The sequence below is a fragment of the Lysinibacillus sp. NPDC096212 genome, from assembly GCF_044763105.1.
Taxonomy (GTDB): domain Bacteria; phylum Bacillota; class Bacilli; order Bacillales_A; family Planococcaceae; genus Lysinibacillus.
The window spans coordinates 208,937-231,751 of the sequence record NZ_JBIWFQ010000004.1 but is presented as its reverse complement, the minus strand read 5'-3'; the positions used below and the strand labels follow the sequence as shown (position 1 = coordinate 231,751).

Here is a 22,815-nt window from a genome sequence, read left to right as displayed (position 1 = left end):
TTCCTTTCACCTAAAGTATATAGAACAGTTGTGTAGGAATTATGTAGAAAACGGCATTTGTATACAAAATGTTGTTCCTATATTTTTCTCACTTTTGACCGAAATTGTACCATTATGTGCTTCCACTAGCTTTTTGGTAATTGTCATACCAATACCGTTGCCAGTATATCGATTTTCCACTCGGTAATTTCGTTCAAAGATTTTTTTACTTATTTCTTCATCCATACCAATTCCATTATCATGTACAAGTATTATATAATCGTCACTTTCTTTAAATAATTTGATTAATATCATGCCATCTTTTTGAACATGGTACATTGCATTTTTTATAATATTGTGTAGAATTTGATTCAATCTCAAGGCATCTACCTTTGCATTGATTGTTTTGTCTAAATCCAATTCTACTTGTATTTCTTTTTCAAGTAATTCACTTGCCAACATAATAACAGACTTTTCGATTACATTAGCAATCGGTTGCTCTTTCATCATGACCTTAAATGTAGGATTATTAATATCATTTAATGTATCCAATTCTCCAACAAGAAGAGTTAGTCTATCAATTTCCTCAACACATGCTTTCAAACGATCTGGAGTAGCTGTCCATATCCCATCTTCAAATGCACTCAAGTAGCTTTTAATCGAGGCTAATGGATTACGAATTTCATGCGCAAGATCCTGTGTCATTTCTTTACGACGGAGTTCATAAGCGTTTAACGTTTCATCTAGTTTCATCAGTGATTTACCTAATTGACCAATTTGATCATTAATCGTATAGCTGATATTTAAGTGACGGTCTCCACGCACTAGTCTTAACGCAAAGTGATTCAGTTCTTGGATAGGCTTCGTTAATGTTTTTGCAATTAACAAACTAGAGATTACTATAAAAATAAGCAAAAGGCCTAATGACCACATTGCTGTTTCCCTTAATGCCATGTCAAAGTGGTGAATTAATTCTTTAGAATCTGTAATATGAAGCATCATCAAATGTTCATGACCTTTATAAAGTAATATCCCTGTGATGAATAAAAGTATGCTTGTAGAAAAGATAGCTATAATTAAGGCAATTTTTATATGAAATTTCATTGATTTATAACCTTTTCATTTATTCTGTATCCCAAACCAAAAACAGTCTGGATGTACTCTTCCTTCATTTTTTTACGAATATTTTTAATATGTTGATCCACAATACGTGGATTTATGTTCAAATCAAAACTATATATTTTTAGAATGATATCATCCCTGCTAAAAACCTTTTTAGGATTTTCAGCCAGTAATAGTAAAATGCTAAATTCATGTGGCGTGAGCTGAATACTTTGATGATTTACAAATACTTTTCTCTCATCTTTATGGAATTCCAACTGTCCTAAAATAATAATTTGTTTTTTATGTGAACTAGGTAACAACCTTTCAGCTCTTATTAATATTTCTTTAGGATGAAATGGTTTAACTACATAGTCATCTGCACCCATTTCAAATCCAATTACCTTATCATCAATAGAGATTTTTGCTGTAAGCATAATCACCGGAATATCGTAATTTGATTTTACATATTGGCAAATATCCTCTCCGTCCATATCCGGCAACATTAAATCTAAAATAATCATATCAAGAGGTATTTGATCGATCATTTGAATTGCGGATTCTCCTGTATGCGCAATATATGTATGATCTCCGTTTTTTTCAAAATAAGATGACAATACCTCAGTAATCTTTTCTTCATCATCTACAAGTAACACTTTCATTTTTCAATTACACCAACTTTGTATAAGAGATTCAAAAATATTATAAACAATAAAAACAGTAAAAGCGCTTCATTCATACTATTACTCAATCTAATTGCCCTTTAATGAAAGAACATCTACTCTCTAGCTCTCATATTAATCACTAATAACGTCTTTGTAAATCAGATGACAGACTGCTAAAAACGCCTCAATATCCGCAGTTACATATTTCGTTAAAAAATAGGTATTCGAAACAATATGGGCGCATTCCTTTAACGAATAGCTATGAAGCAATTGCTGATGAGATTCAGCCTCAATTACACTCTTTGGTAAAAAGGCAATCCCTAATCCTTGCTTAACAAAGTTTTTAATAACCTCTGTTTGATTAATATTCATACTTTTATAGCTTTGGAATTGTTGTAGTACTTGTTGTATGTCCTGCCAATAAGGTGCATATTCATGTGTTAATATAGTTTCTTGCTGTAATAGAGTCTGTGCATCTGTCGCCTTTTTTGATATCGGAGCAATCAAATGAAGTGGTTCTTGGGCGAGAAGGACTGTGTGGATGTCACGTGTCGATGTTAATTTTGATAAACCGATATCTACTTTGCCTGCATATACCGCTTCTCCGATTTCATTGGACTTTAACAGTTCGATCGTTAATTGAATAGCAGGGTTTTGCTGTTGAAATGTATGAATGATTGCAGGCAATGTAGAATTAGCAATTTGTGGTGAAACACCAATCGTTAACTGGGACGTATAACCATTCAAAAAGGATCTAGTATTTTGTAATCCTTCATCAATCGTTGCCATCATTTTCTCAGCGTGTTGAAGGAAGTGAACACCGATATGATTTAATTTCACATTCTTCCCTTGTCGTTCAAAAAGTGTTGTTTGTAGTTCTTTTTCTAGATGTTGAATATGCTTCGATACAGTTGATTGTGTTATAAAACGTTGTTCTGCCGTCTCACGAAAATTCTCTGTTTTCGCAGCAACTATAAAAGTTCGTAACCATTCTGTTTCCATAAACATGCCTCTCTAGTTTTTTTATTCATTATATCGAATTCTATTTACGTCTTGAAACCTTTTCTACAAAACACTTACAGAAATAAAAAAAAGCAGTTGAAGCTACAATCTCTTGTATCTTCAACTGCTTATTACCTCGTCTACTAGTAGCTGACTAGTCGGACGTATGAGGACCTGTTCCCTACTCTTGTAAATCTGTTAAAATCACAACATTTGGATGCTTTGTTAAAACACTTGCTGGCACCTCTTCAGTATATTCAGAAGCAAGTACACGTTGTAATACATCCCGTTTTGCTTCTCCAACTGCGATTAACAAAATGCATTTTGCGTGCATAATGGATTGAATCCCCATCGTTATAGCTTGTGTTGGAACTCCATCGATTGAATCAAAGAAGCGTGCATTTGCTTGGCGGGTTGATTGTTCAAGCGTTATAAGATGTGTCAATGAATCAAATGGCGTTCCAGGTTCATTGAAACCAATATGGCCATTTTGTCCGATACCAAGCAATTGGAGATCTAATGGATTCTGTTGTAATAGCAATTCATAGCGTGCAGCTTCCTCTGTAGGATTATCAGCTAAACCATTCGGTAAATAGGATTCTTTAAATGGTTTATGACGAAATAAATGTGTATCCATATAATATGCATAGCTTTGTTCATGTTTAGCACTTAATCCAACATATTCGTCTAAATTAAAGCTAATACAATCGGAAAAATCAACCTCAGTCTCACAGATTTTAGAATAAAGCGGTTCCATTGTACCACCTGTAGCTAGACCGAACGTTATAGCACCGTCATTTTTTACATTCGTTATAATGTCTACTGCACGAGCGTATAAATCATTTCTAGAAGAATAACGTTCTAATTTCAACTCACTATCCCCTTTACTCAATTTCGTTAAAACACCTATACTTGTAGCTCATCTTACCAGAGTTGCTAGATTCCTGTGGAAAAACATGATACTCAAGCTTTCCCGCACTTTCATCTTGTTTATTACTTCTTAATAGAAATAATATTATTAGAACCAGCTCGTTGGAAACCGGATTTTTCAAGTGTAACTTCTCGTCCAATTAAACTTGTGAATACAATTGGTGTGACGATAGAAGGTACATTTTCTTTAATGTTCTTAAAGTCTACTTTTAATAAAGGATCGCCACTTTGAATTAATTGCCCCTCTGAAACTATCATTACCGTTTAGCTTGGCAGTATCTAAACCAACATGAATTAAATTTCTTCACCTGTATCGGATTTTAAGCCAGTAGCATGCTTCGTTGGAAAAATCATGACTACTCTTCCATCAAACGGTGCATATACCGTACCATCTGTCGGATGAATGCCAAAACCCGGCCCCATTATACCTGATGAAAAGGCTTCGTCAGGATTGGAAACATTGACAACCTACCGATTTTTTGAAGAAAGCTAACATTTTTCGCCTCTCCCTAGGTATAGTTGTCTATACCAATCATTGTACTATCTATTATATTCTTTATCTAGAAAAAAACAACCAATTTTCAGAATTTTTGTTATTTACCCCTCGTATTCAACCTCTTATCTTTATGTATCTGTTTTATTTGGATAAAGTTATATATGGTCATCCAATACATATAACAACTAAAATTGTCTCATCCAGACAAAAAAAGCACCTCCAATTGTTAGTTATATCTCTAACAATTGAGGTGCAGTTCATGAAACAGCTAACGCCTTTTTATGCAGTTACATCGCGTTTCGTAAAGGACATATAGCTGATCACAAGGAAAATTACAGCGTAAATCGCAAGAATTGTGAGTGAGAATGGCATTGTCATATCATCTACTATAAAATTGCCTTTTTCATACTGTGTTAAGTCTGAATGTGTTAGCCAAATATATTTAACGATTTCAAATCTGCTTAGGAACATCACAATCATTCCACCTGTAAAAGATAAGAACATCGTTAAGCCAATCGCTAAAGAGCTTGAACGGAAAACTGAGCCCACTAAGAAAGCGAACAATATTGACATGACAAAGTCTCCGCCAGAAAGTAAATAGTGATAAGCTAAATCATTCCATACTGCTTTTTCAACAACTTGACCGTTGACGATTTCTAGCTCAACACCAGTTGAACCGCCAAATAGTATCAGTCCAACAAGAGCACTTACTACTACATTGACAACAAACAATAAGAGTCCGAATATGAAAGTTGTAAGTAATTTTGAAGTTAATATTTTTGCTCGCGAAACCGGACGTGTTAATAGCATTTTAATCGTACCAGTAGAGAATTCACTAGATACAATACTTGCTGCAGTAATAACTGTAAATAATGTCACTAAAGTCAGCATGCTACCTGTAAATGACATAAAGCTTGCTACACTTAGATTTTCTTGAGACGGCACATCGTTTGCTATTCGATACTCAGAAATAGCAATTTGCTCCTCGAAGCGTTTTTTATCCTCTACCGATAAACCGTCTTCTTTCATCATCTCTTTATTATTATTAATAGCCTTCTGTTCACTTTCCTGCCACGTTATATCCTCTGTCGTTTTTGTTTCATAGTATTTCATCATAATACCAGGACCAATAATAAAGAGGATTAATAGCGCGACCATTACCCAAGTACCTTTTTTATGCCATAATTTCATCCATTCATTTTGAATTAGCTTCAGCAATTTGGCCACCTCCTGTCATTTCTAGGAATTGATCCTCTAACGTTTTTTGATGTGGTTGGACGGCAAATAATTGAATTCCTTCATTAACAAATTGTGAAATGAGTTTCGGTATATCCTCTTTCTTTATTTCCACTACATAACCATTATTTTCTGCAACAAAGTTGTAATCAAGTTTTTGTAGAAGTGCTGCAGCCTGATCATTTGGTGTAGCTTCAATATAATAAAACGAAGAAGTTTCAACGTTGATATCACGAATATCGATAAGTTTGCCATTTTGTATGACAGCTACTCGATCACACATTAACTCAATTTCGGATAATAAATGACTGGAAACAAAAACAGATACTCCATCCTCCGCCGCAATTTTACGCAAATACATACGAAATTCGCGGATACCTGCTGGATCCAGACCATTTGTTGGTTCATCTAAAATTAAAAACTTCGGTCGATGAAGTAGTGCCTGTGCAAGTCCTAAACGCTGACGCATTCCTAACGAATACGTTGACACCTTTTCATGAATGCGCTTTTCAAGACCAACTTGTTTAATGACCTCTTCAATACGCTCTTTTGTAACGTTTTTATGCATACGTGCAAAGTGCAGCAAGTTTTTATAGCCCGTCATAAATTTATACATTTCCGGATTTTCTACAATTACGCCGACCTTACTAATCGCTTCTTCATAATTGTCCTTTAGAGAAAGACCATCAATAATGACATTCCCCTCAGTTGGATGCATAAGCCCTGTCATCATACGAATTGTCGTCGTTTTCCCTGCTCCATTCGGTCCTAAAAATCCAGTAATTTGACCTGGATATAAATCGATATTCAATTGCTGAATCAATTGCTTACCACGAATGGTTTTTGATATATTTTGCAATTGAACAATTGGTTGTGTTGTCATTAATTTCACCCTTTCTTATAATACGCCTTCATCCATTGCACAGCATCCTTATTCGAGACATCTCGAATCGTTTCTACTTCCTCATGTGCAATAATCGAACCATTTTGCAATAAAATGATTTGATCTAAAATAGGCTCTACCTCATATAATTCATGCGTTGATAATAATATTGTTTGGTGTTCAATATCTGTAAATTGAATTAACCCTTTAATGAGCTGTTCACGAACAATAGGATCAAGACCAGAAAATGGTTCATCCATTAAATAATAGGGTACTTCTCGCCCAAGAGTTGCGGCCATTTTCATTCGACCACGGTTCCCCTTTGATAATTGCCGTAGTTTCACACTTTTATCAACCTGTAAAAACTCCGCAACAATACATGCCTTATCATACGAAAAATCTTTGAATTGAGAAGCATAGTGCTGAAAAAGCTGCTCACCTGTGTAAAAATCAAAAAACAAATCAATATCTGGTAAATATGCAATTTTGTCAGCACTTCTACGTGTAACAGGCGTTCCGTTTAGCAATACTTCACCACTTGATGGACGTAATAAACCTGCCAACACTTTTAATAGCGTCGACTTACCACTACCATTTTCTCCAACAAGCCCTATGATTTGTCCCACAGGAAAGGAAAAAGACACATCTTGTAAAATAGGCTTTTTCATATAACGAAAAGAAACATTCGATAACTGTAGCATTTATTTCACCTCACGATTTATTTTGTAAAACAACAAGCATCTCTTCCTTTGAAAATCCAAGTGCTTCAATGGAAGTTAAAAAATGATCTGCTAATTGAGTTTTCATTTCTTCGCGTAAAAGCGCAATTCGCTCTTCATTAGTTGTAATAAATGTACCTTGACCTCGTTTAGTTTCCGTTATATTCATCGCTTCTAACTCCTTATACACCCGTTGCACAGTATTTACATTAACACCTGTTTCCACTGCATATTCTCGTACCGAAGGAAGTCGATCCCCAAGCACTAGATTCCCTTTCAAAATGTCCCCACATATCCGATCTACTAGCTGACTATAAATGGGCTTATCACGTGAAAAGTCGATTGTCATCGTAAAACCACCTTTTCAAGCCACTTTGTCGCTATGAAAAATAGGATTGCTACCAAAATAAAAGTTGCTACTTCATCTACGATATACATTGTGCTCAAACTTAAATTCATTGTTGGTGACTTCGGGAAAAATTGTTCCAGACCCGTTAATGAAATACCCATACGATGGAAAATATTATCATATAACTTACTTTTTGTAAATTCGAACCATAAATTCAAACTGAAGAAAAAGGTAAACATAGTGATAACTACGGAAAAGTTACCAATAAAGTGTTTCATTTGGAAATTAAATGCAAAAAATAGTAGCACTATCACAAACATCATCAATTGAAAAATAACAATAATTGCCACGGTAAATATAAGCAATAAAAGTATTTGGGCGAAGTTGCCTATAATCCCATCTTTAACATTGTAAATAGCTATACTCACAAAGATAAAATTGAAGATAGCGTATCCTATTAAGGAGAATACAATTTTCACACCTACAAGCTGTGCAATGGAACTAGTTGAATGCAGCCAGATCTCTTTGGTCCTTAAGTCATTACGGATACTAACTAGATATTGTAATACCGAAAAAAAACCACCTAACATAAGTACTAATATCGAGAAGAAAAATGGCAGCTGGTTTTCCATCGTAAATTCATTACTAAAACGCCTAATTAAATATGGAACTACCATTGACAGCATGATCCCAATAAAAATCCCACCGATTAACCATGCCCTATAGAGCACCCATTCCTTTTTCAATAGCCCTGCAAAATTTTTCAAAATAAACACCTCGTGTCATAGTGTACTAGCCAAATATTACACTATGACTTTTAACTTTGCAAGTATCAAAAGCAAAAAAAAGGAAGAACCGCTAATTAAATGGCTCTTCCTTCATGAATTTAAGCAGAATAACGTATGCCTCTTGCCTTTTCAGCAAAGCGAGGGGGGTGATTTCCGTACTGACTGGGCGCTTTGTTACTGTCGCTAGGCTTTCGCACAGATAAAACATTTGTTGCTTTCGCGCAGAGCAGAGCTTCCTAGGGGCATTCTGTCTCCACTCCAATCAACCAATTCATCTGACATACGTTTTACAAAATGGCATCCAACTTTTTTAGTTTTATCGGAACACTTTCAGGAATTATCGCCCAACTTTTAATTTTTATCACCCAACTTCTGAATTTTATCGACATCCACCTTGCAAAGAGCAAAAAAAAGATTCACACATAAAACTGTGCATGAATCCTTTTACTATTCATTCTTGAATGGAAAAGTTAAAGTTTATCAGCGCAAATGCGGAGTGTTAACGCTACTCGCTCTCCCAAAATATATATATTTAGACTGTTGTCATTGGTTTAACAGAAAAGCTTCTAACACAGTGATAAAAGCCAAATCTAACCCATTTTCCCAACTACTTTAACTTCTTTTCATCTAAGTCAAGTTCGATTATTTCATTAGTGAGCATGTATTCTTGGGAGTTGTCGACACAAGCTAATAAATTTTTTGATGCTCTAAAACCAATGATTTATTGCCAACTCGGTACGTAACTACTATAGAAATCCTGCATTCTTCATTGTGAGATTCGGTGTTAATTGATACAGCAACTCATATTCCGATTTCCCACATTTTCTCCGTTACTTTCCCTACTCTGCCATCAATATTCGTTCCATCAAATTTTGGAAGTTTCAGCTCACTTACGATTTTTCCATCACGCATAAACATCACACGCTCCGTCCGCGCCGCTACTTTTGCATCGTGAGTGACAAGCATAATCGCTGTACCGCCCGCGTTAATTTCGGAAAAGATGTCCATGATCTCCTGTGCTGATTTTGAGTTAAGTGCACCTGTAGGCTCATCGCCGAAGATGATTTTCGGGCTGTTCAAAAGCGCTCGGCAGATCCCTGCTCGCTGTAGCTGCCCTCCCGAAACTTGTGTAATGTCGCGCATTTCAAGCTCCTTAATGCCTACCCTCTTCATAAGTGCCCTTGCCTTCTCTGATATTTTTGCAACGTTTTTTCTGTTTTCGCGCATTGATGGAAGAATTATATTATCGAGAATATTTAGATTTTTAAGCATCGTTGGCTGCTGAAATACAAAGCCCATTTTAGTTCTACGTATATCTGAAAGTTCAACCTCTCCGACTGACGATAAATCATTACCATCAAAAATAACCCTTCCGCCATCAACGCTGTCCATGCCACTCAGTGCAAACATTAGCGTTGATTTTCCCGAGCCAGAGGGTCCCATTATCGCAACAAACTCACCCTCGTTTATGTCAACGGACGCTCCGTCGAGAACATTGCACTTTTCATCGCCCTCACCGAAAGATTTTACAATATGTTCACCGCTTATAATCTTCTTCATAAACTACTCCTTTATATTTTCGGATATTTTTATTTTCCCCGCGCCCGATGTACCAATTATTGTTGTGATCAGTACCGAGCATACCATCATTAACGGACAAATCACGTACGCCGAGAGTGGATTAATTGAAAAACTAAACGACGACGCCCCAAACGAGGAGATAATTGCGCCTGCAAGTACTTCTCCGAGAGTATTTGCTAGTAGAGTGCCAAGAACAATGCCGATCATTGATACGAATACCGCTCGCGAAGCAAACTGTATCGTAATATCCTTATTTGTAAAACCTAATGCTTTCATGACGGCAATCGAATATCTGTCCTTTGCGACAAGCATTTTCATAAATAACAGTGTTACTAGTACCGTTATTACGAGTGCTATAGCAATGGCAGCAATGGATGCTTTGCCGACTGATTTTATAGTCGAGCCGAATGTTTGAGTTACAAATTCATCGATATTGGAAATCTTAGCGAAAGTAAATCTGTCCGCATACTCTGAGACTTTTTCATTAACAAGATATATATCTGAAAGCTTCGCGCAAATCACGCTCCACATTATACCTTCCGAATTGTCGGTAAAAACAGCCTTTGCTGTTTTTCCGCCGTTCGTAATGTCGGAATAAATGCCACTGACCGTGAGCTTTGTCTCCTTCCCCTTCATCACGATCGTAATGACATCGCCGACCTTTTTGCTCATTTCATCAGCGTTCAAAGCCGAAAGTGCAATTTCGTTTTCTGCTGCGGGTGCTCTGCCCTCGGTATATTGAATTGGGAATATTGAATGGTCGCCGAGTTCGATTTTTATATTTTCTTCCGAACCGTCTTCCTTTTTGGTTTTGAATGTCTTAGTTGTAAGGATGGTATATTTTGAAATGGAACTATCACTGTTCATCGATTTTAAAACATCTGCAGATTTTTGGGATATATGATCAGTCTGCTGAATATCGATACGAATATCGTAGTTTCCAATACCCATATATTTAATGAAACTTGTTGAGGAAATCGTGTTGTAAAGGTTTTGTGGAACAATAATGATAAATGCTGAAATTACAAGTACTGCAAGCATTGTGGCGTAAAGTCTTTTCCTTGCAAGAACATCTTTGATACCAAGAAAAATATTCGTGTTAAGCAGTTTGTTTTCATTCAAACTAAAAAGCTTTGCGCCTGCGTTTTTTTCCTGTGAAGTACCAAAACGGATTGCTTCTGCAGCAGATATTTTCCGAAAGCGTCTCAGCACCCCGCTTACATAGGCAATGATTGCGAGGAATACAAGCAGAATTCCGATTATTCCTAAAGCCGCAGCAAAGGAAGAGTTTTCACTTTCCCCCATATAAAGCCGGATATTTTCAAGAAGGATGCCTTTGAATAAGAACGAAAGTGCAAAACCGAGAATACTCCCCCCTGCTGCAATCGCTGTGTACTTCGCAAGATAAATTTTCTTAATGTCAGATAGACGTAGCCCTATTGCCTTCATAACACCAATTTCACGGTAATCGTCCTCAATTTTCGCAAGAAGTGTAAAGCGTATACACATAAATGCGATGGCAACGACGAGAACGCTTATAAGAAGAATAACTGCTATCATGATCCCGTCAGAAAATGCGTTAAGTGTTTTGAAAAGTGGATATGTAATCGTTGGCCCGTTCGCTTCAAGTCCTGCGGAGGCATAAGCAGTTTCAAATTCACCGAGCTCAGATAAATCCTTTAATCTAAACTCAATCAAATATTCCATACTTCCATGGTCTTTTATTGCCGCGTAATCATTCGGACTGACTAGAAATCTTTTTGAAGAAGACAGCATAGAATTCATCTGTGAATCACGAAGGAAGCCCGCTACAGTAAATTCCTTTCCACCTATTACGGCTTTATCACCGACTCTAGTTGTGTTGTCCTTCATATAGTTAATTGGAACATAAAGCTCGCCATCGGATACGTTGATAATGTTTCCTTCAAGATCAAGAAGATAATCGAATTTTTCACTCTGTATGCTGAAACCATTGTCTTGAACATTATTCGCAAGCGAACTATCCCCTAAAATAATTTGCCCGTTATCCATATTGAGAAACTCAAGTACTTGAAATTCATCGACATCGCTATTTTGCTCCGCGAAATTCGCAAGCCGTACAGTATTAATATCCCCCGAGTGCATTTGCATAAAATGCGGAGTTTTCGCCTGATTCATAAGTGAATCAATCGCACCTGAAAGATTGATGATAAGTATCGCCGAGAGAGAAACGAGCATAGCCGCTGCGGCGACAAATATTGTTGTTGTCAGCGTTATCAGTTTGCTTTTAGAAATGTCATTCCGGATTATTCTGTAATACATACGTCACCTCTGTTTTCAAGCTTTTTAACTGACTTCAAGTTGAACAGAATGAATGAAGTAACACATAATAAAATGCCAGCAATTATGATGAGTAAGCCCATTCCTCTGCCTTGACCTGTACCAGTAATTTTCCCTACACTGTCGGCAAGCAATCCGCCGTCAACTAGCAAAGGGGTGAACACATAATCTGCAAGTATACCTGAGAGAGCATAGGCGACAACAAATCCAAGCTGTGAAATTACCCCGATAAGTGACCACGCTCTACCCTGAACGGCATTATCAATGTTAGTACGAACAAGAAAATCCAATGTTGAGTTTGCAAATGGCATCATGGCAAAAAAGAAAAAGCCTGAAATGCAAATAAGTATTATATTTTCGCGAAGTCCGAATGCCGCCATAAATACTCCTTCAAAAAATAGCGAAAACGAAAGAATTTTCACATAACCTTTTTTGATTGGAAGAAATCCAATGATCACACTGGATACGAGCATCCCCATAGCAACAAAAGTTTCCACCGTTCCTATTACGGAGCTGCTCGTAAAAGTAAGCAACATCGGAATGGAAAGTGTTTCAATAATTCCAAGATAAAATGTCAGCACCGATGTCATCATTACAAGAACGAGCACACCTCGATTTTCAGAAACTGCACGCCAACCATCTTTGAACTCATGGAAAAATGATTGTGTCTGTTCATACTTCTTTGAAACAAGACCTCTCCGTACTGCAAGGGCTGAAGAAACGGTTACAAAAAATGTACAGATGTCGATGACAAGCAAAAGCTTTATATCCGAAACGACAAGCAAAAATCCCGCAATAATAGGTGAAATCAAATATTTTGCAGAACCCGCCACCTGGACTAAACCACTTGCCTTTGTGTATTGTTCCTCGGTCAGTAAATCCGTAACCGTAGCCTTGTATGCGGGATCAAGCAGCGATGAAAACACCGAGCTTATTGTAACTCCCACACAAATCTGCCATAACAGTGCTTCCCCGCTAAGCATACAGATAAGAATATAAACAAGTCCTATCGCTGAAAGACTGTCGCCTAACACCATTAAAAGTCTTCGGTCATAACGATCCGCAAGCACTCCTGCTACAGGGCTTAATAGAAGCGAAGGCATAAACGCAAGTAAGGTTACAAGTGCCATTGCCGATGCCTTTCCCGTCTGTCAGAAAACATAAATACCAAGCCCAAACGCTGTAAGCCCGCTTCCTATTGCTGAAATTAGTTGTCCTGACCATAGCAGAAGAAATCTCCCGAATAACCCCTCTGAATTAACTGTTGTTTCTATTTTCTTCACCCCCACTGCCAAACATCTTCATCATGTACATAAGACTTCCGCTTTCGACACCGAGCAGTCTTTCTACGTTGAATATAAAAGCTGGTATACGTGCAGCACGTTCTTCATCTGTCAGATCTACCATATCATCATCAAAAACGGTATTCGTATAGGCCACAATCATTTCCATACATTCATACGGATACGGTGTACTAAATAGTCCTTGCTCAATACCCTCACGAATTATTTCCGTCAATATCGGTGGAAGACCATTAATGATAACCTTTTGTATTTTCTGATGCATAAGCGCGTTCTGAGGCTTATGTATATGGTCAATAATTTCCTTGCCATTTCCGCCGCTTATGTTTAGTGCCATCACAACACGAACAATACGCTCGTGAACGGCTATGCTCTTATCTGCAGCAATTCCATTGGCTGCACCTAAAATTTGAGTATTATATCGATCAATAAGCGCGTCCATAATATCTTCCTTCGACTTGAAGTGATAATACAGCGTTCCCCGTGCAATTCCGACCTTTTCAAGAATATCGTTAGTACTTGTGCCATCAAAACCCTTCTGGCCGAAAAGCTCATCAGCCGCATCAAGTATTTCGTTTCTGCGCTCTATCGCTTCTTTTCTCATGTTTACTCCCCCCTTAATAGACCGACTGTCTGTCGATAAAAATTATAGCATTTTACAATAAATTGTCAATGGGCTATTCCGATTTTGTAAAAAACTATCAATTTATTTCCTAAATATCTAGAGGTAAATAATAAATTTATCCATACAAAATTATCCTTTTAACGCATAATAAGTGATAGAATAAAATGTAAAAAGTTTATGTGCTGAGTGAGGTAAACAATAATGTCTGAAGTAAAAAAAATCGATTATACAATAGGGAAAAAAATACGTGAAAGTTTACAGGCAGATTGCCAAAGCTGTTTTGGTCTATGTTGCACGGCTTTAAACATTGCTGCTTCTAGCGACTTTGCCATTAATAAAGCAGCTGGGACACCTTGCCCTAATCTACAATCGGATTTTAGCTGTCAAATTCATAGTAAACTTAGAGATCAAGGGTTTAAAGGGTGTACAGTTTTTGATTGTTTAGGAGCAGGACAAAAGGTGTCACAAACAACCTTCCATGGACAAGACTGGCGACAACACCCTGAAATTTCTGAGAAAATGTATCGAGTCTTTCCGATTATGGAACAACTTTATGAAATGATCGCCTACGTAGCAGAGGCATTATCGTATACGGTCGATTCATTCCTATTTAATAAACTACATATGCAATTAGAACAACTACAGCGTGCAACTGAGCTAGAAGCAGATGCATTACTAGCAATAGATATTCCTAATTTCCGACTGCCAGTGAATGTTTTACTGTTAGAAACAAGTGAGCAAATTCGCCAAAACCTTATCGAGAATATTAATGGAAAAAACGCTCGAAAGTATAACTATCGTGGGGTTGATTGGATTGGGAAGAATTTAAAAGGCAAGGATTTAAGAGCAACCGATCTTAGAGGAGCTTATTTAATTGCTGCCAACCTACAAAATGCAGATTTAAGAGGTATTGATTTTATAGGTGCGGATTTACGTGACGCAAATTTACGTGGCGCAGACCTTTCTAGCAGTATGTTTTTAACCCAAATGCAAATAAATTCAGCACAAGGCAATCACCAAACAAAATTACCCTCTCACCTGAAGCGTCCGTCTCATTGGGGTAACTAACTTCTAAGCAGCTCCCCCTCAGACTGAGAAAAACACTATTTTGTTTAGCTGCAGTTTCTATAAATCATGAAAAAGAGCAAATAGAAAAAGCGTGTTTTGAAAAAAGAATGATCAAAACATGCTTTTTCTATATTCAATTGAACCGTACTTGTCGCTACAGAAAACACTTGTTGATGAAAAAAGTTAAACTCCAAACTGTTTAAAATGATGGTCAAGGTGCTTGTATACGCATTTACCCCATTGCTCAGAAGTGAGTTTCCCAAAAAAAGGATGCGGATGTGTTGTGCACTTCTCTGGTCCGTTATTTTGGAATGTGATAATTTTTTGTTTAAGCTTTTCTTTTTCTGTCTCAAATTCTCTATCATCTGCAATCAAAATAGTTGGAATAGTAGACATATTATGAGGCAATGTCTTGTCATTGTAAACGATTTGTTTTGCAAACCTCCCTACTATTATTCCTAACCAACTCCTTGGTGGAAAAGAATTTCCCATTGCGATGTCCTGGAAAGATGAACAATGCGCTAGCATTTGGGCAACATCCATTTTTCCCCATTGCGGTTGTGAATTTGGACTCAATTTGTCGATACGCTTTAAAACTTCTGCTGTATGCATATGGTCAAAAATATTTTTCATTAGTTTGGATATCCCCTTTAAAGATGTACGGTATTTTAAACGGCTGACACCGCTATTTATAATAAAGTTTGATTAAGACTACAGAAATATTCAAAGCAGCTGTAGCACTTGTGAGATTTGATTCAATCATAACCACAGCTTTGACATGCAGCGCTCCATATGAAAATGTAGAGTTCCAGTAAGTGAGTGAACAACATAACAAAAGGACTTACGTGTATGAGTTGTAATACGCACAAGTCCCCTAGATTGTTGGAGCATTCATTATGAAAATTGTACTTAATGATTATACAATCCCTATTCCAGTAAAGCTACATCTATAGATTATTAATTACGAATACATTCAGAACCCAACCAAGAATTGAAATGATAATAATACTCCATGCATTTTTCTTACGCTGTATTACACCTACAATTCCCATAATCACCCCTAATAATGGTGAAAATAGAATACCGATAATATACGCAAAAATATTGTAGGTTTGATAACTGTAGCTTTCGTTACTTTCATTACCGTATTTGTTGTCACTATCCATCTCCATCCCCCCATATTCTTTTGGCCAACTTGATGTTGGTCACTGAGTCATGTGTTGATGTTGCTGTCACTTTGCTTTCGCACAGATAAATTGCCACAGGACATGATGTTCTTGGACAAAGTTCCTCTATTTCTGAGGATATTTGGACTTCCGCTGAAACAAGTTAAAACAATTGTAGCACGAGTCCAACTTTGAGTTAGCTACCGTAACAATTTATAAAGCCTATTCGAATAATAACTCAAAAAAGCTTATTCCTTCTTCCATTTATAGGGGATATTTGCCCAATCGTAAAATATATGAAAAAGGAAAATTAAAATTGAAACTCCAATAATTTGTCCCCATTGAATGTCACCACGAAATAACCATTGAAATATAATACATAGTATGAAAAAAATTAACGGATATTGTATATTTTTCTTTATGATTTTCACCATATTCATCCTCTCCATACAATAATACTCTATTTCTACTTATTGAAGAAGCCCCTACCTTTCGTTTCAATAAGCACAACTTTATTCAGAAAAGGTAAAAACAATACAATTAATTACATAAAATATTTATCGACAAGCAAAAAGGCAGATGAAAATATATTCATCCGCCCTTCTACTTATTTTTGTTTCTTTTTATAAATAATCGTAGCTACAACAAGTAAAAGTAAAATCGCTTGTCCAAGCATTGTTTCTACTGTTGGATAGAATCCAATGATGCTGACAACTGGCAAGCCATCCACAATTGTTGTTGAAACTGAATCTCTTAGCTGCAAAGTGTGCAGACTGACACCAATAATTTTAAATGCCAATACATAGATTAACACCGTTGCCACTGCGAAAAATTTATGAATTGGAATTTTTCCACTTGCTTTCAATAACACAAATGCAAAAATAGCTAATAATAAAAGTGCTACTATGATACCTAGTACAAATTGAGATGTCTCCATTTTAGGTGCAATCCCCGCATAAAAGACAAGTGTTTCTGCACCTTCACGGAAAACGGATAGGAAGCTAATTGCTGCCATCGCAAACACCGAGCCAGTTGAGATGGCATTGCCCATTTGTTTGGAAATATAGCGATTCCAGCTTGTCACACTTGATTTACTATGGAGCCAAATACCAACTCCAATCATCATTGCAGCTGCTAGTAACCCAATATAACCTTCCATCAGCTCTCGACTTGTATCAATTGTCGCAGATTGGAAAAGTGTCGACATTAAAACAGCTGCTACCGCTGATAGTAAGATCCCTACAAATGCGCCAACAAATATCCATTTGCGCATTGTTTTTTGTCCAGATTTCTCTAAGAACGATACTAATGCCATAATAATGAGCAGTGCCTCTAAGCCCTCTCGCAGTAAGATTAATGCTGCATCCCACAGAGTATAATCCGAGTCACCTTGAATCAGCTCAATTTCAGTGCGGAAAGTATCAAGCTTACTTTTAATTGCTTTGACATCGACGTTTGATTTTAATAAGTCACTAACGAGAATCGGCATATCACTTTCAATTTTTGTATAAAGGCTACCGTTACGTGTTGAAATATCAATCTCTACACTTGGCCATATTTTAATGAACTCTCGAATTTTATCAGATGCAGCCTTGTAGTCACCTGCATCGATAAAATCATTCGCCTCATCAATATAAGCGACTAATGTTGCTAAAGAATACTCACCTTCAACAACTTTCGCCGTATCATTACCTGCTACAAAATCCTCGATTGTTTGTTTTAAATCTGCATATTGCGATTGCATTAAAGTTACATCTGGCTTTTCAGAAGCAAGTGAGATCCGAATAAAGGCCATCTGTGTTTCAATTTGACCGTACATCGCAATGCTTTGCTCACGTACAGGGCGTTCAATTTTCTTCCATTTCGCATTAAAATCCTTATACGCCGCATCGATTGTAGTTAAATCACCGCTAGATAAAGCATCTTCAAATGCTTTCATGATAGGTTTAAATTTCGTGCCAAATTCTGCTCGCTGCGCGGCTTCATCTACAGGATTCTCAAGCTTTTCTAATGCACGTAAGGCATTTGACAAGTCAGATAGTGCCTTTAAACGTTCATCCTTAGACGTAGCTTCAACTGCTTGCGTAAGAATTTCGTCCACTTTTTCTTTTGCATCCTTTTGCTCAGAAGTGACCGACGCCCAGTCTGTAGCAAATTGTTCAAGGGCATGTTGTGCCTCAGCTTCTTTGTCTTGCTTCGTATTCATTAGCGCATCACTTATAGAAATGTACAAATGACTATATGATTGCGCTGCCTGCACCGGTACAGCAAGTGCCAATAACAAGCAAAGTACTAAACTACAACGTGTTAAAAAGTGCTTCACCTATATAACTCCCCTTTGATACACCAGGGAAACAAGCAAACACTGCGCTGCCTCGATGGGTAATGTACTCATTCATTTTATCCATTCGCCCTAAGCTATTTTGAACTGTTGTAAATTGGGCTGGGTCTTTTTGATAAGATATAAATAATAGTCCGGCATCGTGCGCACCAGTATTCGTCATAACACCTGATGCATAAGAGTAAGAACGACGTAAAATACGTGCACCTGATTTACGTGCCAAATGGACATGTGAAGTATCTGGCATAATATACTCACCGTTACTATCTTTCGCCTCTACATCAAAATCATCGAACTCTTTCTTTTTACCGAAAGGTGCACCACTATCGCGATAACGACCAAATGTTGCCTCCTGCTCCTTCAAAGATGTGCGATCCCATGTTTCAAGATGCATTTGAACTTTACGTGCAACTAAATAAGAGCCGCCTTTTAGCCATCCTTTATCGACCCATACAACTTTATTTAAATCTTTGTCGTCGGTAGTCGATGGATTTCCAGTGCCATCCTTAAATGCAAATAAATTTCTCGGTGTTCCCCCACCAGCGGGGAATGAGTTAAAGCCTGCTTGAGACCATTTAATTTCAACCTTGCCTGAAGCTGCTCGAACTAAATTACGCACTGCGTGGAATGCTACCTGTGGATCATCCGCACAAGCTTGAATACAAAGATCGCCACCAGTAAATTCTTTTTGCAATTGATCTTTCGGGAAATGCGGTAAATCCTTCAATTCAGCAGGTTTCAAATGCTGGATACCAAGCTTATCAAACAAAGATGGTCCTATACCTATTGTGATCGATAAGTTTGATGCATCCAATCCTGCCGCCTCACCCGTATCTCCTGTTGGGATACTAGCATTTTTCGTTAAATCTACCATTAATTCACCATTCATTAAACGTACAACAAGAGGTGTCCATTGTTTGAACAACTCTTGTAGTTCTTTCTTTGATGTAAATAAAACATCCAAAGAAGCAAAATAAATATTTGTTTGGACTGGTGTAATAATGCCAGATTGATGTTTTCCATAGAAATCAACTTTATTACGTGCTGTCGTGCTGTCCGCAACAGGCTCAAAGACATCATAGCCCATTACTTTCATAACACCACCTAAGCCAGAAGCACCGATAGCTACACCAGCTACTCCGATACCCGATAGCTTTAACATGTCACGTCTAGATATTTTTTTATTCATCCATTTTTCATCATTTGACGCTGTCATTCATTATCACTCCAAAATAATACCCATTTGACTTAATGGTTCTCCAAGTTGATTAACTGCTGCTGCAAGTGCTTTTGTGTTTTCTTCCGTTAACTCTTCGTAAGAAACATACCCACCATCAGCTGTTGCATGCTGTGCCAATAAATCATCTACTGCTTTGAATTTTTCATCTAATGTAGCTACTAAGTCATTGTCTTTCGCTTCTAATTTCGGACGTAGGATTTCAAAGATTTTTTCTGCGCCTTCGATGTTTGCTTTAAAGTCATAAAGGTCTGTGTGAGAATAAATTTCTTCTTCACCAGTGATCTTAGATGTCGATACTTCATTTAATAAATCAACAGCACCCGTAATCATTAAATCCGGTGTTACTTCTACAGTTTGAACTAAAGCGTGTAATTCTTTTGCGTCTGCTAGTAATTGATCTGCAATTTTCTCATAGCCTGCTGTTTTATTTTCTACCCAAAGCGCATGCTCAAGCTTATGATAGCCAGTCCATTCTTCCTCGCCTTTACCTTCTTCTTGGATATCAGCTAAACGACCGTCAATTCGTGGGTCAAGATCACCGAAGCTCTCAGCGATAGGCTCTGAACGCTCAAAATACATACGTGCTGGTGCATAAGCTGCTTTAGCTTTTTCAATATCACCAGATTTAAATGCGTTCACAAAGTCTTCTGTTTTTATTAAGAATTGATCCATTTGCTCTAAAGCAAATTTTTGATAGGCTGCTAGTTCAGCAGATAAATCAACCTTTGAAGCTTGCTCTGTTTGCTCTGTTGCAGGCTTATCTACTTTTTTAGCTTCATCTGTATTGCCGCAGCCAGTCATAAGAATGCCCCCTGCAACTAATACTGACAATAATGATGTTTTTTTCATGCTAAGTACCTACTTCCGAAATAGTTTATATCGAGAATGATAATGATTATCATCTTCAAATGCAAGAAGTATTTTCATTTAAAGAAAAAAACATCATTATCTAGTTGATAATGATGTTTTTTCTTCAATATAACGATTCTAACCTATGAAATTTTTGCTTGTTTTTCATACTTTCCGTATAAGAAATAATAAAGGACAATTGAAACTAAAATAACGAATACCATCGCGAAGAAAATGGCACTGTACCCCGACGTAGGGACGAAGAATCCTAAGAAATAAGGACCAACCCCCAAACCTAAATCATATAAGATAAAATATGTCGATGTCGCAAGTCCTAAACGCTCATTTGGTGTAACTTTAATAGCTATTGCTTGCGCTACTGAGTTGAAATTGCCATAACCAATCCCTATGCAAGCAGCAGCTAGTAAAAAGACAACACTACTTGTCGCCGAACTAAAGGCATACATACCGATCGCAAAAATGACTAGACATGGATAGATAACAATGTTCGCACCTCTAGTGTCTAGTAATTTCCCTGTAAATGGACGTGTCGCTAAAATAACAATTGCATAAATAATAAAGAAATAACTTCCTGCTGTAACCAAATTAAGCTCTTTCGCGTAAAACGTCATAAATGACATAACCCCTGAATAGGCAAAGCCAATAACGAGCGCCACAAAAGCAATTGGCACAGCGCGCATTTCGATAAAATTACTTAGCTTAAAGCCTGTTTTCTCAGCCATTTCTTTGGCCTTCTTCGGTGCATCCGGAACGGTTACGATAAAATACATCAAAAAGCAAACAATAGCTAATACGGAATCAACAGCAAAAATCATACGATAATCTTCAAACAGCTGTGTTAAAAGAATACCTACAAAAGGTCCTATAGCCGTTGCTAAAATAGCACTTAAGCTGTAATAACCAATACCTTCCCCTCGACGCTCAGGCGGTAAAATTTGCGCAATAATTGTTCCTGTCGCCGTACTAGCCACCCCAAGTGCAATCCCTTGTACTAAACGATTGATCATTAAAAGTGGCAAATTCGTTGCGATGAAATAAGACATCGTTGATAGCATAAACAATAATAATCCACAAAATAATGTTTTCTTGCTACCCCAATCCCCAATGATACGCCCTGTCCCAAGACGACCAAATAAAGTACCAATAATAAAAATACTCGATACAAGCCCTGCCGTACTAGTTGAAGCCCCAAAGTGCTCAACCGCATAACCTGCAATTGTTACCATCAATAAATAAAAAATTAATGTAATGGTAAAGTTTATAAGTGAGACGATTAAAAAGTCCTTCGTCCAAAGTTTTTGTCTAGATGCTTCCACTTTTTTCTCTCCTACCTATTGATATTTGCACAAATGTTCGCTAAAACTTTTGTCGCAATTTCAATATCCTTCTCTGATACGCCTGCGAGTGCCTGTTCAAAAAATGGTTTTAATTGTGCCTTAATTTCCTGCACAACCTCTTCACCATTAGCCGTTAATTTCACAAGCTTTTCGCGCTTATCCCTACCCGCTACCGTTTCCACATAGCCAAGCTCCACAAGCTTTTGCACAAGCCTTGTCACACTCGGCTTTTCAATAAACATAAAATTCGCAATGTCAACAAATGTATGTGGCCCTTTATCCATCAATAACCGAAGGAGAGCCCATTGAGAACTATACAACTGGTATTTCTCTAACTGCACATTTACTAGATTGATAAACGGTCTGTACATTAAGCGGTATTGATTAAAAAATTCTTGTTCGATTGTCAAAAATACCACTCCTTTTAAATTAGTTAGCCTAGCTAACTATATACTTAAAAATTCTATTTGTCTAGTAGGGAATTTGCGAGAATACTGTCATTTTGAGAATGTTCTTTCCGTCAGTGTGGTAGTTCTTTCCGTCGGGACCAGAGTTCTTTCCGTCGGTGAGACCTTCCTTTCCGTCGTTGCTGATTCTATCCGTCACCTTGAGGGTTCTTTCCGTCGGTGAGACCTTCCTTTCCATCGTTGCTGATTCTATCCGTCACCTTGAGGGTTCTTTCCGTCGATGCAGGAGTTCTTTCCGTCGCTCTGAGACTTCTATCCGTCGGTGAGACCTTCCTTTCCATCGTTGCTGATTCTATCCGTCACCTTGAGGGTTCTTTCCGTCGATGCAGGAGTTCTTTCCGTCGCTCTGAGA

The 22,815-nt window shown here is 37.4% G+C and carries 21 protein-coding genes and 1 pseudogene; 1 reads left to right on the top strand and 21 read right to left on the bottom strand.

The annotated features are described in order from the left end of the window. Positions 1 to 39 precede the first annotated feature (39 nt). The 14 genes and pseudogenes from ACIQ7T_RS06035 to ACIQ7T_RS05970 form a co-directional block, all read right to left on the bottom strand. Entirely contained in the window at positions 40 to 1,083 is a 1,044-nt protein-coding gene (locus ACIQ7T_RS06035; protein ID WP_402869150.1) for a sensor histidine kinase, read from the bottom strand. After that, positions 1,080 to 1,742: a response regulator transcription factor gene (locus tag ACIQ7T_RS06030; RefSeq protein WP_370082298.1), complete on the bottom strand. Its 663-nt coding sequence runs from the start codon at positions 1,740 to 1,742 to the stop codon at positions 1,080 to 1,082. The genes ACIQ7T_RS06035 and ACIQ7T_RS06030 overlap by 4 nt, the downstream gene beginning before the upstream one ends. A gap of 135 nt (positions 1,743 to 1,877) precedes the next feature. Continuing rightward, a complete protein-coding gene (locus tag ACIQ7T_RS06025; protein ID WP_402869147.1) occupies positions 1,878 to 2,747 on the bottom strand; it encodes a LysR family transcriptional regulator in 870 nt (289 codons plus the stop codon). Positions 2,748 to 2,928: 181 nt separating this feature from the next. Further along, entirely contained in the window at positions 2,929 to 3,618 is a 690-nt protein-coding gene (locus ACIQ7T_RS06020) for a glucosamine-6-phosphate deaminase (RefSeq protein WP_402869145.1), read from the bottom strand. A 122-nt stretch (positions 3,619 to 3,740) separates the two neighbouring features. Continuing rightward, positions 3,741 to 4,100, bottom strand: a pseudogene (locus ACIQ7T_RS06015) (PTS sugar transporter subunit IIA). 352 nt (positions 4,101 to 4,452) lie between these two features. Continuing rightward, positions 4,453 to 5,400 carry an ABC transporter permease gene (locus ACIQ7T_RS06010; protein WP_370082292.1) on the bottom strand — a complete coding sequence of 316 codons (948 nt, stop codon included), beginning with the start codon at positions 5,398 to 5,400 and terminating at the stop codon, positions 4,453 to 4,455. Next, the gene (locus ACIQ7T_RS06005) at positions 5,369 to 6,292 is read right to left on the bottom strand and encodes an ABC transporter ATP-binding protein (RefSeq protein WP_402869143.1); all 924 of its coding nucleotides are present in this window, start codon (positions 6,290 to 6,292) and stop codon (positions 5,369 to 5,371) included. Before ACIQ7T_RS06005 ends, ACIQ7T_RS06010 begins: the two co-directional genes overlap by 32 nt. Positions 6,293 to 6,297: 5 nt before the next feature. Beyond that, positions 6,298 to 6,993, bottom strand: a complete 696-nt coding sequence (locus ACIQ7T_RS06000) for an ABC transporter ATP-binding protein (RefSeq protein WP_370082288.1) — start codon at positions 6,991 to 6,993, stop codon at positions 6,298 to 6,300. Between the two features lie 10 nt (positions 6,994 to 7,003). After that, on the bottom strand, positions 7,004 to 7,360 hold the full coding sequence (locus ACIQ7T_RS05995) for a GntR family transcriptional regulator (RefSeq protein ID WP_370082286.1): 357 nt from the start codon (positions 7,358 to 7,360) through the stop codon (positions 7,004 to 7,006). Beyond that, positions 7,357 to 8,136: a hypothetical protein gene (locus tag ACIQ7T_RS05990; RefSeq protein WP_402869140.1), complete on the bottom strand. Its 780-nt coding sequence runs from the start codon at positions 8,134 to 8,136 to the stop codon at positions 7,357 to 7,359. The genes ACIQ7T_RS05995 and ACIQ7T_RS05990 overlap by 4 nt, the downstream gene beginning before the upstream one ends. Positions 8,137 to 8,949: 813 nt before the next feature. After that, positions 8,950 to 9,708: an ABC transporter ATP-binding protein gene (locus ACIQ7T_RS05985; RefSeq protein WP_370082282.1), complete on the bottom strand. Its 759-nt coding sequence runs from the start codon at positions 9,706 to 9,708 to the stop codon at positions 8,950 to 8,952. Between the two features lie 3 nt (positions 9,709 to 9,711). Further along, positions 9,712 to 12,030 carry an ABC transporter permease gene (locus tag ACIQ7T_RS05980; RefSeq protein ID WP_402869138.1) on the bottom strand — a complete coding sequence of 773 codons (2,319 nt, stop codon included), beginning with the start codon at positions 12,028 to 12,030 and terminating at the stop codon, positions 9,712 to 9,714. Further along, a complete protein-coding gene (locus ACIQ7T_RS05975; protein ID WP_402869136.1) occupies positions 12,015 to 13,178 on the bottom strand; it encodes an MFS transporter in 1,164 nt (387 codons plus the stop codon). Before ACIQ7T_RS05975 ends, ACIQ7T_RS05980 begins: the two co-directional genes overlap by 16 nt. A 127-nt stretch (positions 13,179 to 13,305) precedes the next feature. Continuing rightward, entirely contained in the window at positions 13,306 to 13,953 is a 648-nt protein-coding gene (locus ACIQ7T_RS05970; RefSeq protein ID WP_370082276.1) for a TetR/AcrR family transcriptional regulator, read from the bottom strand. A gap of 222 nt (positions 13,954 to 14,175) precedes the next feature. Here ACIQ7T_RS05970 and ACIQ7T_RS05965 point away from each other — a divergent pair, with 222 nt between their 5' ends. Then, positions 14,176 to 15,042 (top strand): pentapeptide repeat-containing protein, encoded by an 867-nt coding sequence (locus ACIQ7T_RS05965; protein ID WP_402869134.1) that lies wholly within the window; start codon positions 14,176 to 14,178, stop codon positions 15,040 to 15,042. Positions 15,043 to 15,225: 183 nt separating this feature from the next. Here ACIQ7T_RS05965 and ACIQ7T_RS05960 read toward each other — a convergent pair whose 3' ends face one another. The 7 genes from ACIQ7T_RS05960 to ACIQ7T_RS05930 form a co-directional block, all read right to left on the bottom strand. After that, positions 15,226 to 15,675, bottom strand: coding sequence for a DUF1569 domain-containing protein (locus ACIQ7T_RS05960; protein WP_370082272.1), 450 nt, complete (start codon positions 15,673 to 15,675; stop codon positions 15,226 to 15,228). Between the two features lie 314 nt (positions 15,676 to 15,989). After that, positions 15,990 to 16,208 carry a hypothetical protein gene (locus tag ACIQ7T_RS05955; RefSeq protein WP_370082271.1) on the bottom strand — a complete coding sequence of 73 codons (219 nt, stop codon included), beginning with the start codon at positions 16,206 to 16,208 and terminating at the stop codon, positions 15,990 to 15,992. A 607-nt stretch (positions 16,209 to 16,815) separates the two neighbouring features. Next, the gene (locus ACIQ7T_RS05950; RefSeq protein WP_370082269.1) at positions 16,816 to 18,531 is read right to left on the bottom strand and encodes an FTR1 family iron permease; all 1,716 of its coding nucleotides are present in this window, start codon (positions 18,529 to 18,531) and stop codon (positions 16,816 to 16,818) included. Beyond that, entirely contained in the window at positions 18,506 to 19,765 is a 1,260-nt protein-coding gene (efeB, locus tag ACIQ7T_RS05945; RefSeq protein ID WP_370082267.1) for an iron uptake transporter deferrochelatase/peroxidase subunit, read from the bottom strand. The genes ACIQ7T_RS05950 and efeB overlap by 26 nt, the downstream gene beginning before the upstream one ends. A 6-nt stretch (positions 19,766 to 19,771) precedes the next feature. Beyond that, positions 19,772 to 20,638, bottom strand: coding sequence for an iron uptake system protein EfeO (efeO, locus tag ACIQ7T_RS05940; RefSeq protein ID WP_370082265.1), 867 nt, complete (start codon positions 20,636 to 20,638; stop codon positions 19,772 to 19,774). A 143-nt stretch (positions 20,639 to 20,781) separates the two neighbouring features. Then, positions 20,782 to 21,975 carry an MFS transporter gene (locus tag ACIQ7T_RS05935; protein WP_370082263.1) on the bottom strand — a complete coding sequence of 398 codons (1,194 nt, stop codon included), beginning with the start codon at positions 21,973 to 21,975 and terminating at the stop codon, positions 20,782 to 20,784. Positions 21,976 to 21,986: 11 nt separating this feature from the next. Further along, complete coding sequence (locus tag ACIQ7T_RS05930; RefSeq protein ID WP_402869131.1) at positions 21,987 to 22,415, bottom strand: MarR family winged helix-turn-helix transcriptional regulator; 429 nt, start codon at positions 22,413 to 22,415, stop codon at positions 21,987 to 21,989. Positions 22,416 to 22,815 lie beyond the last annotated feature (400 nt).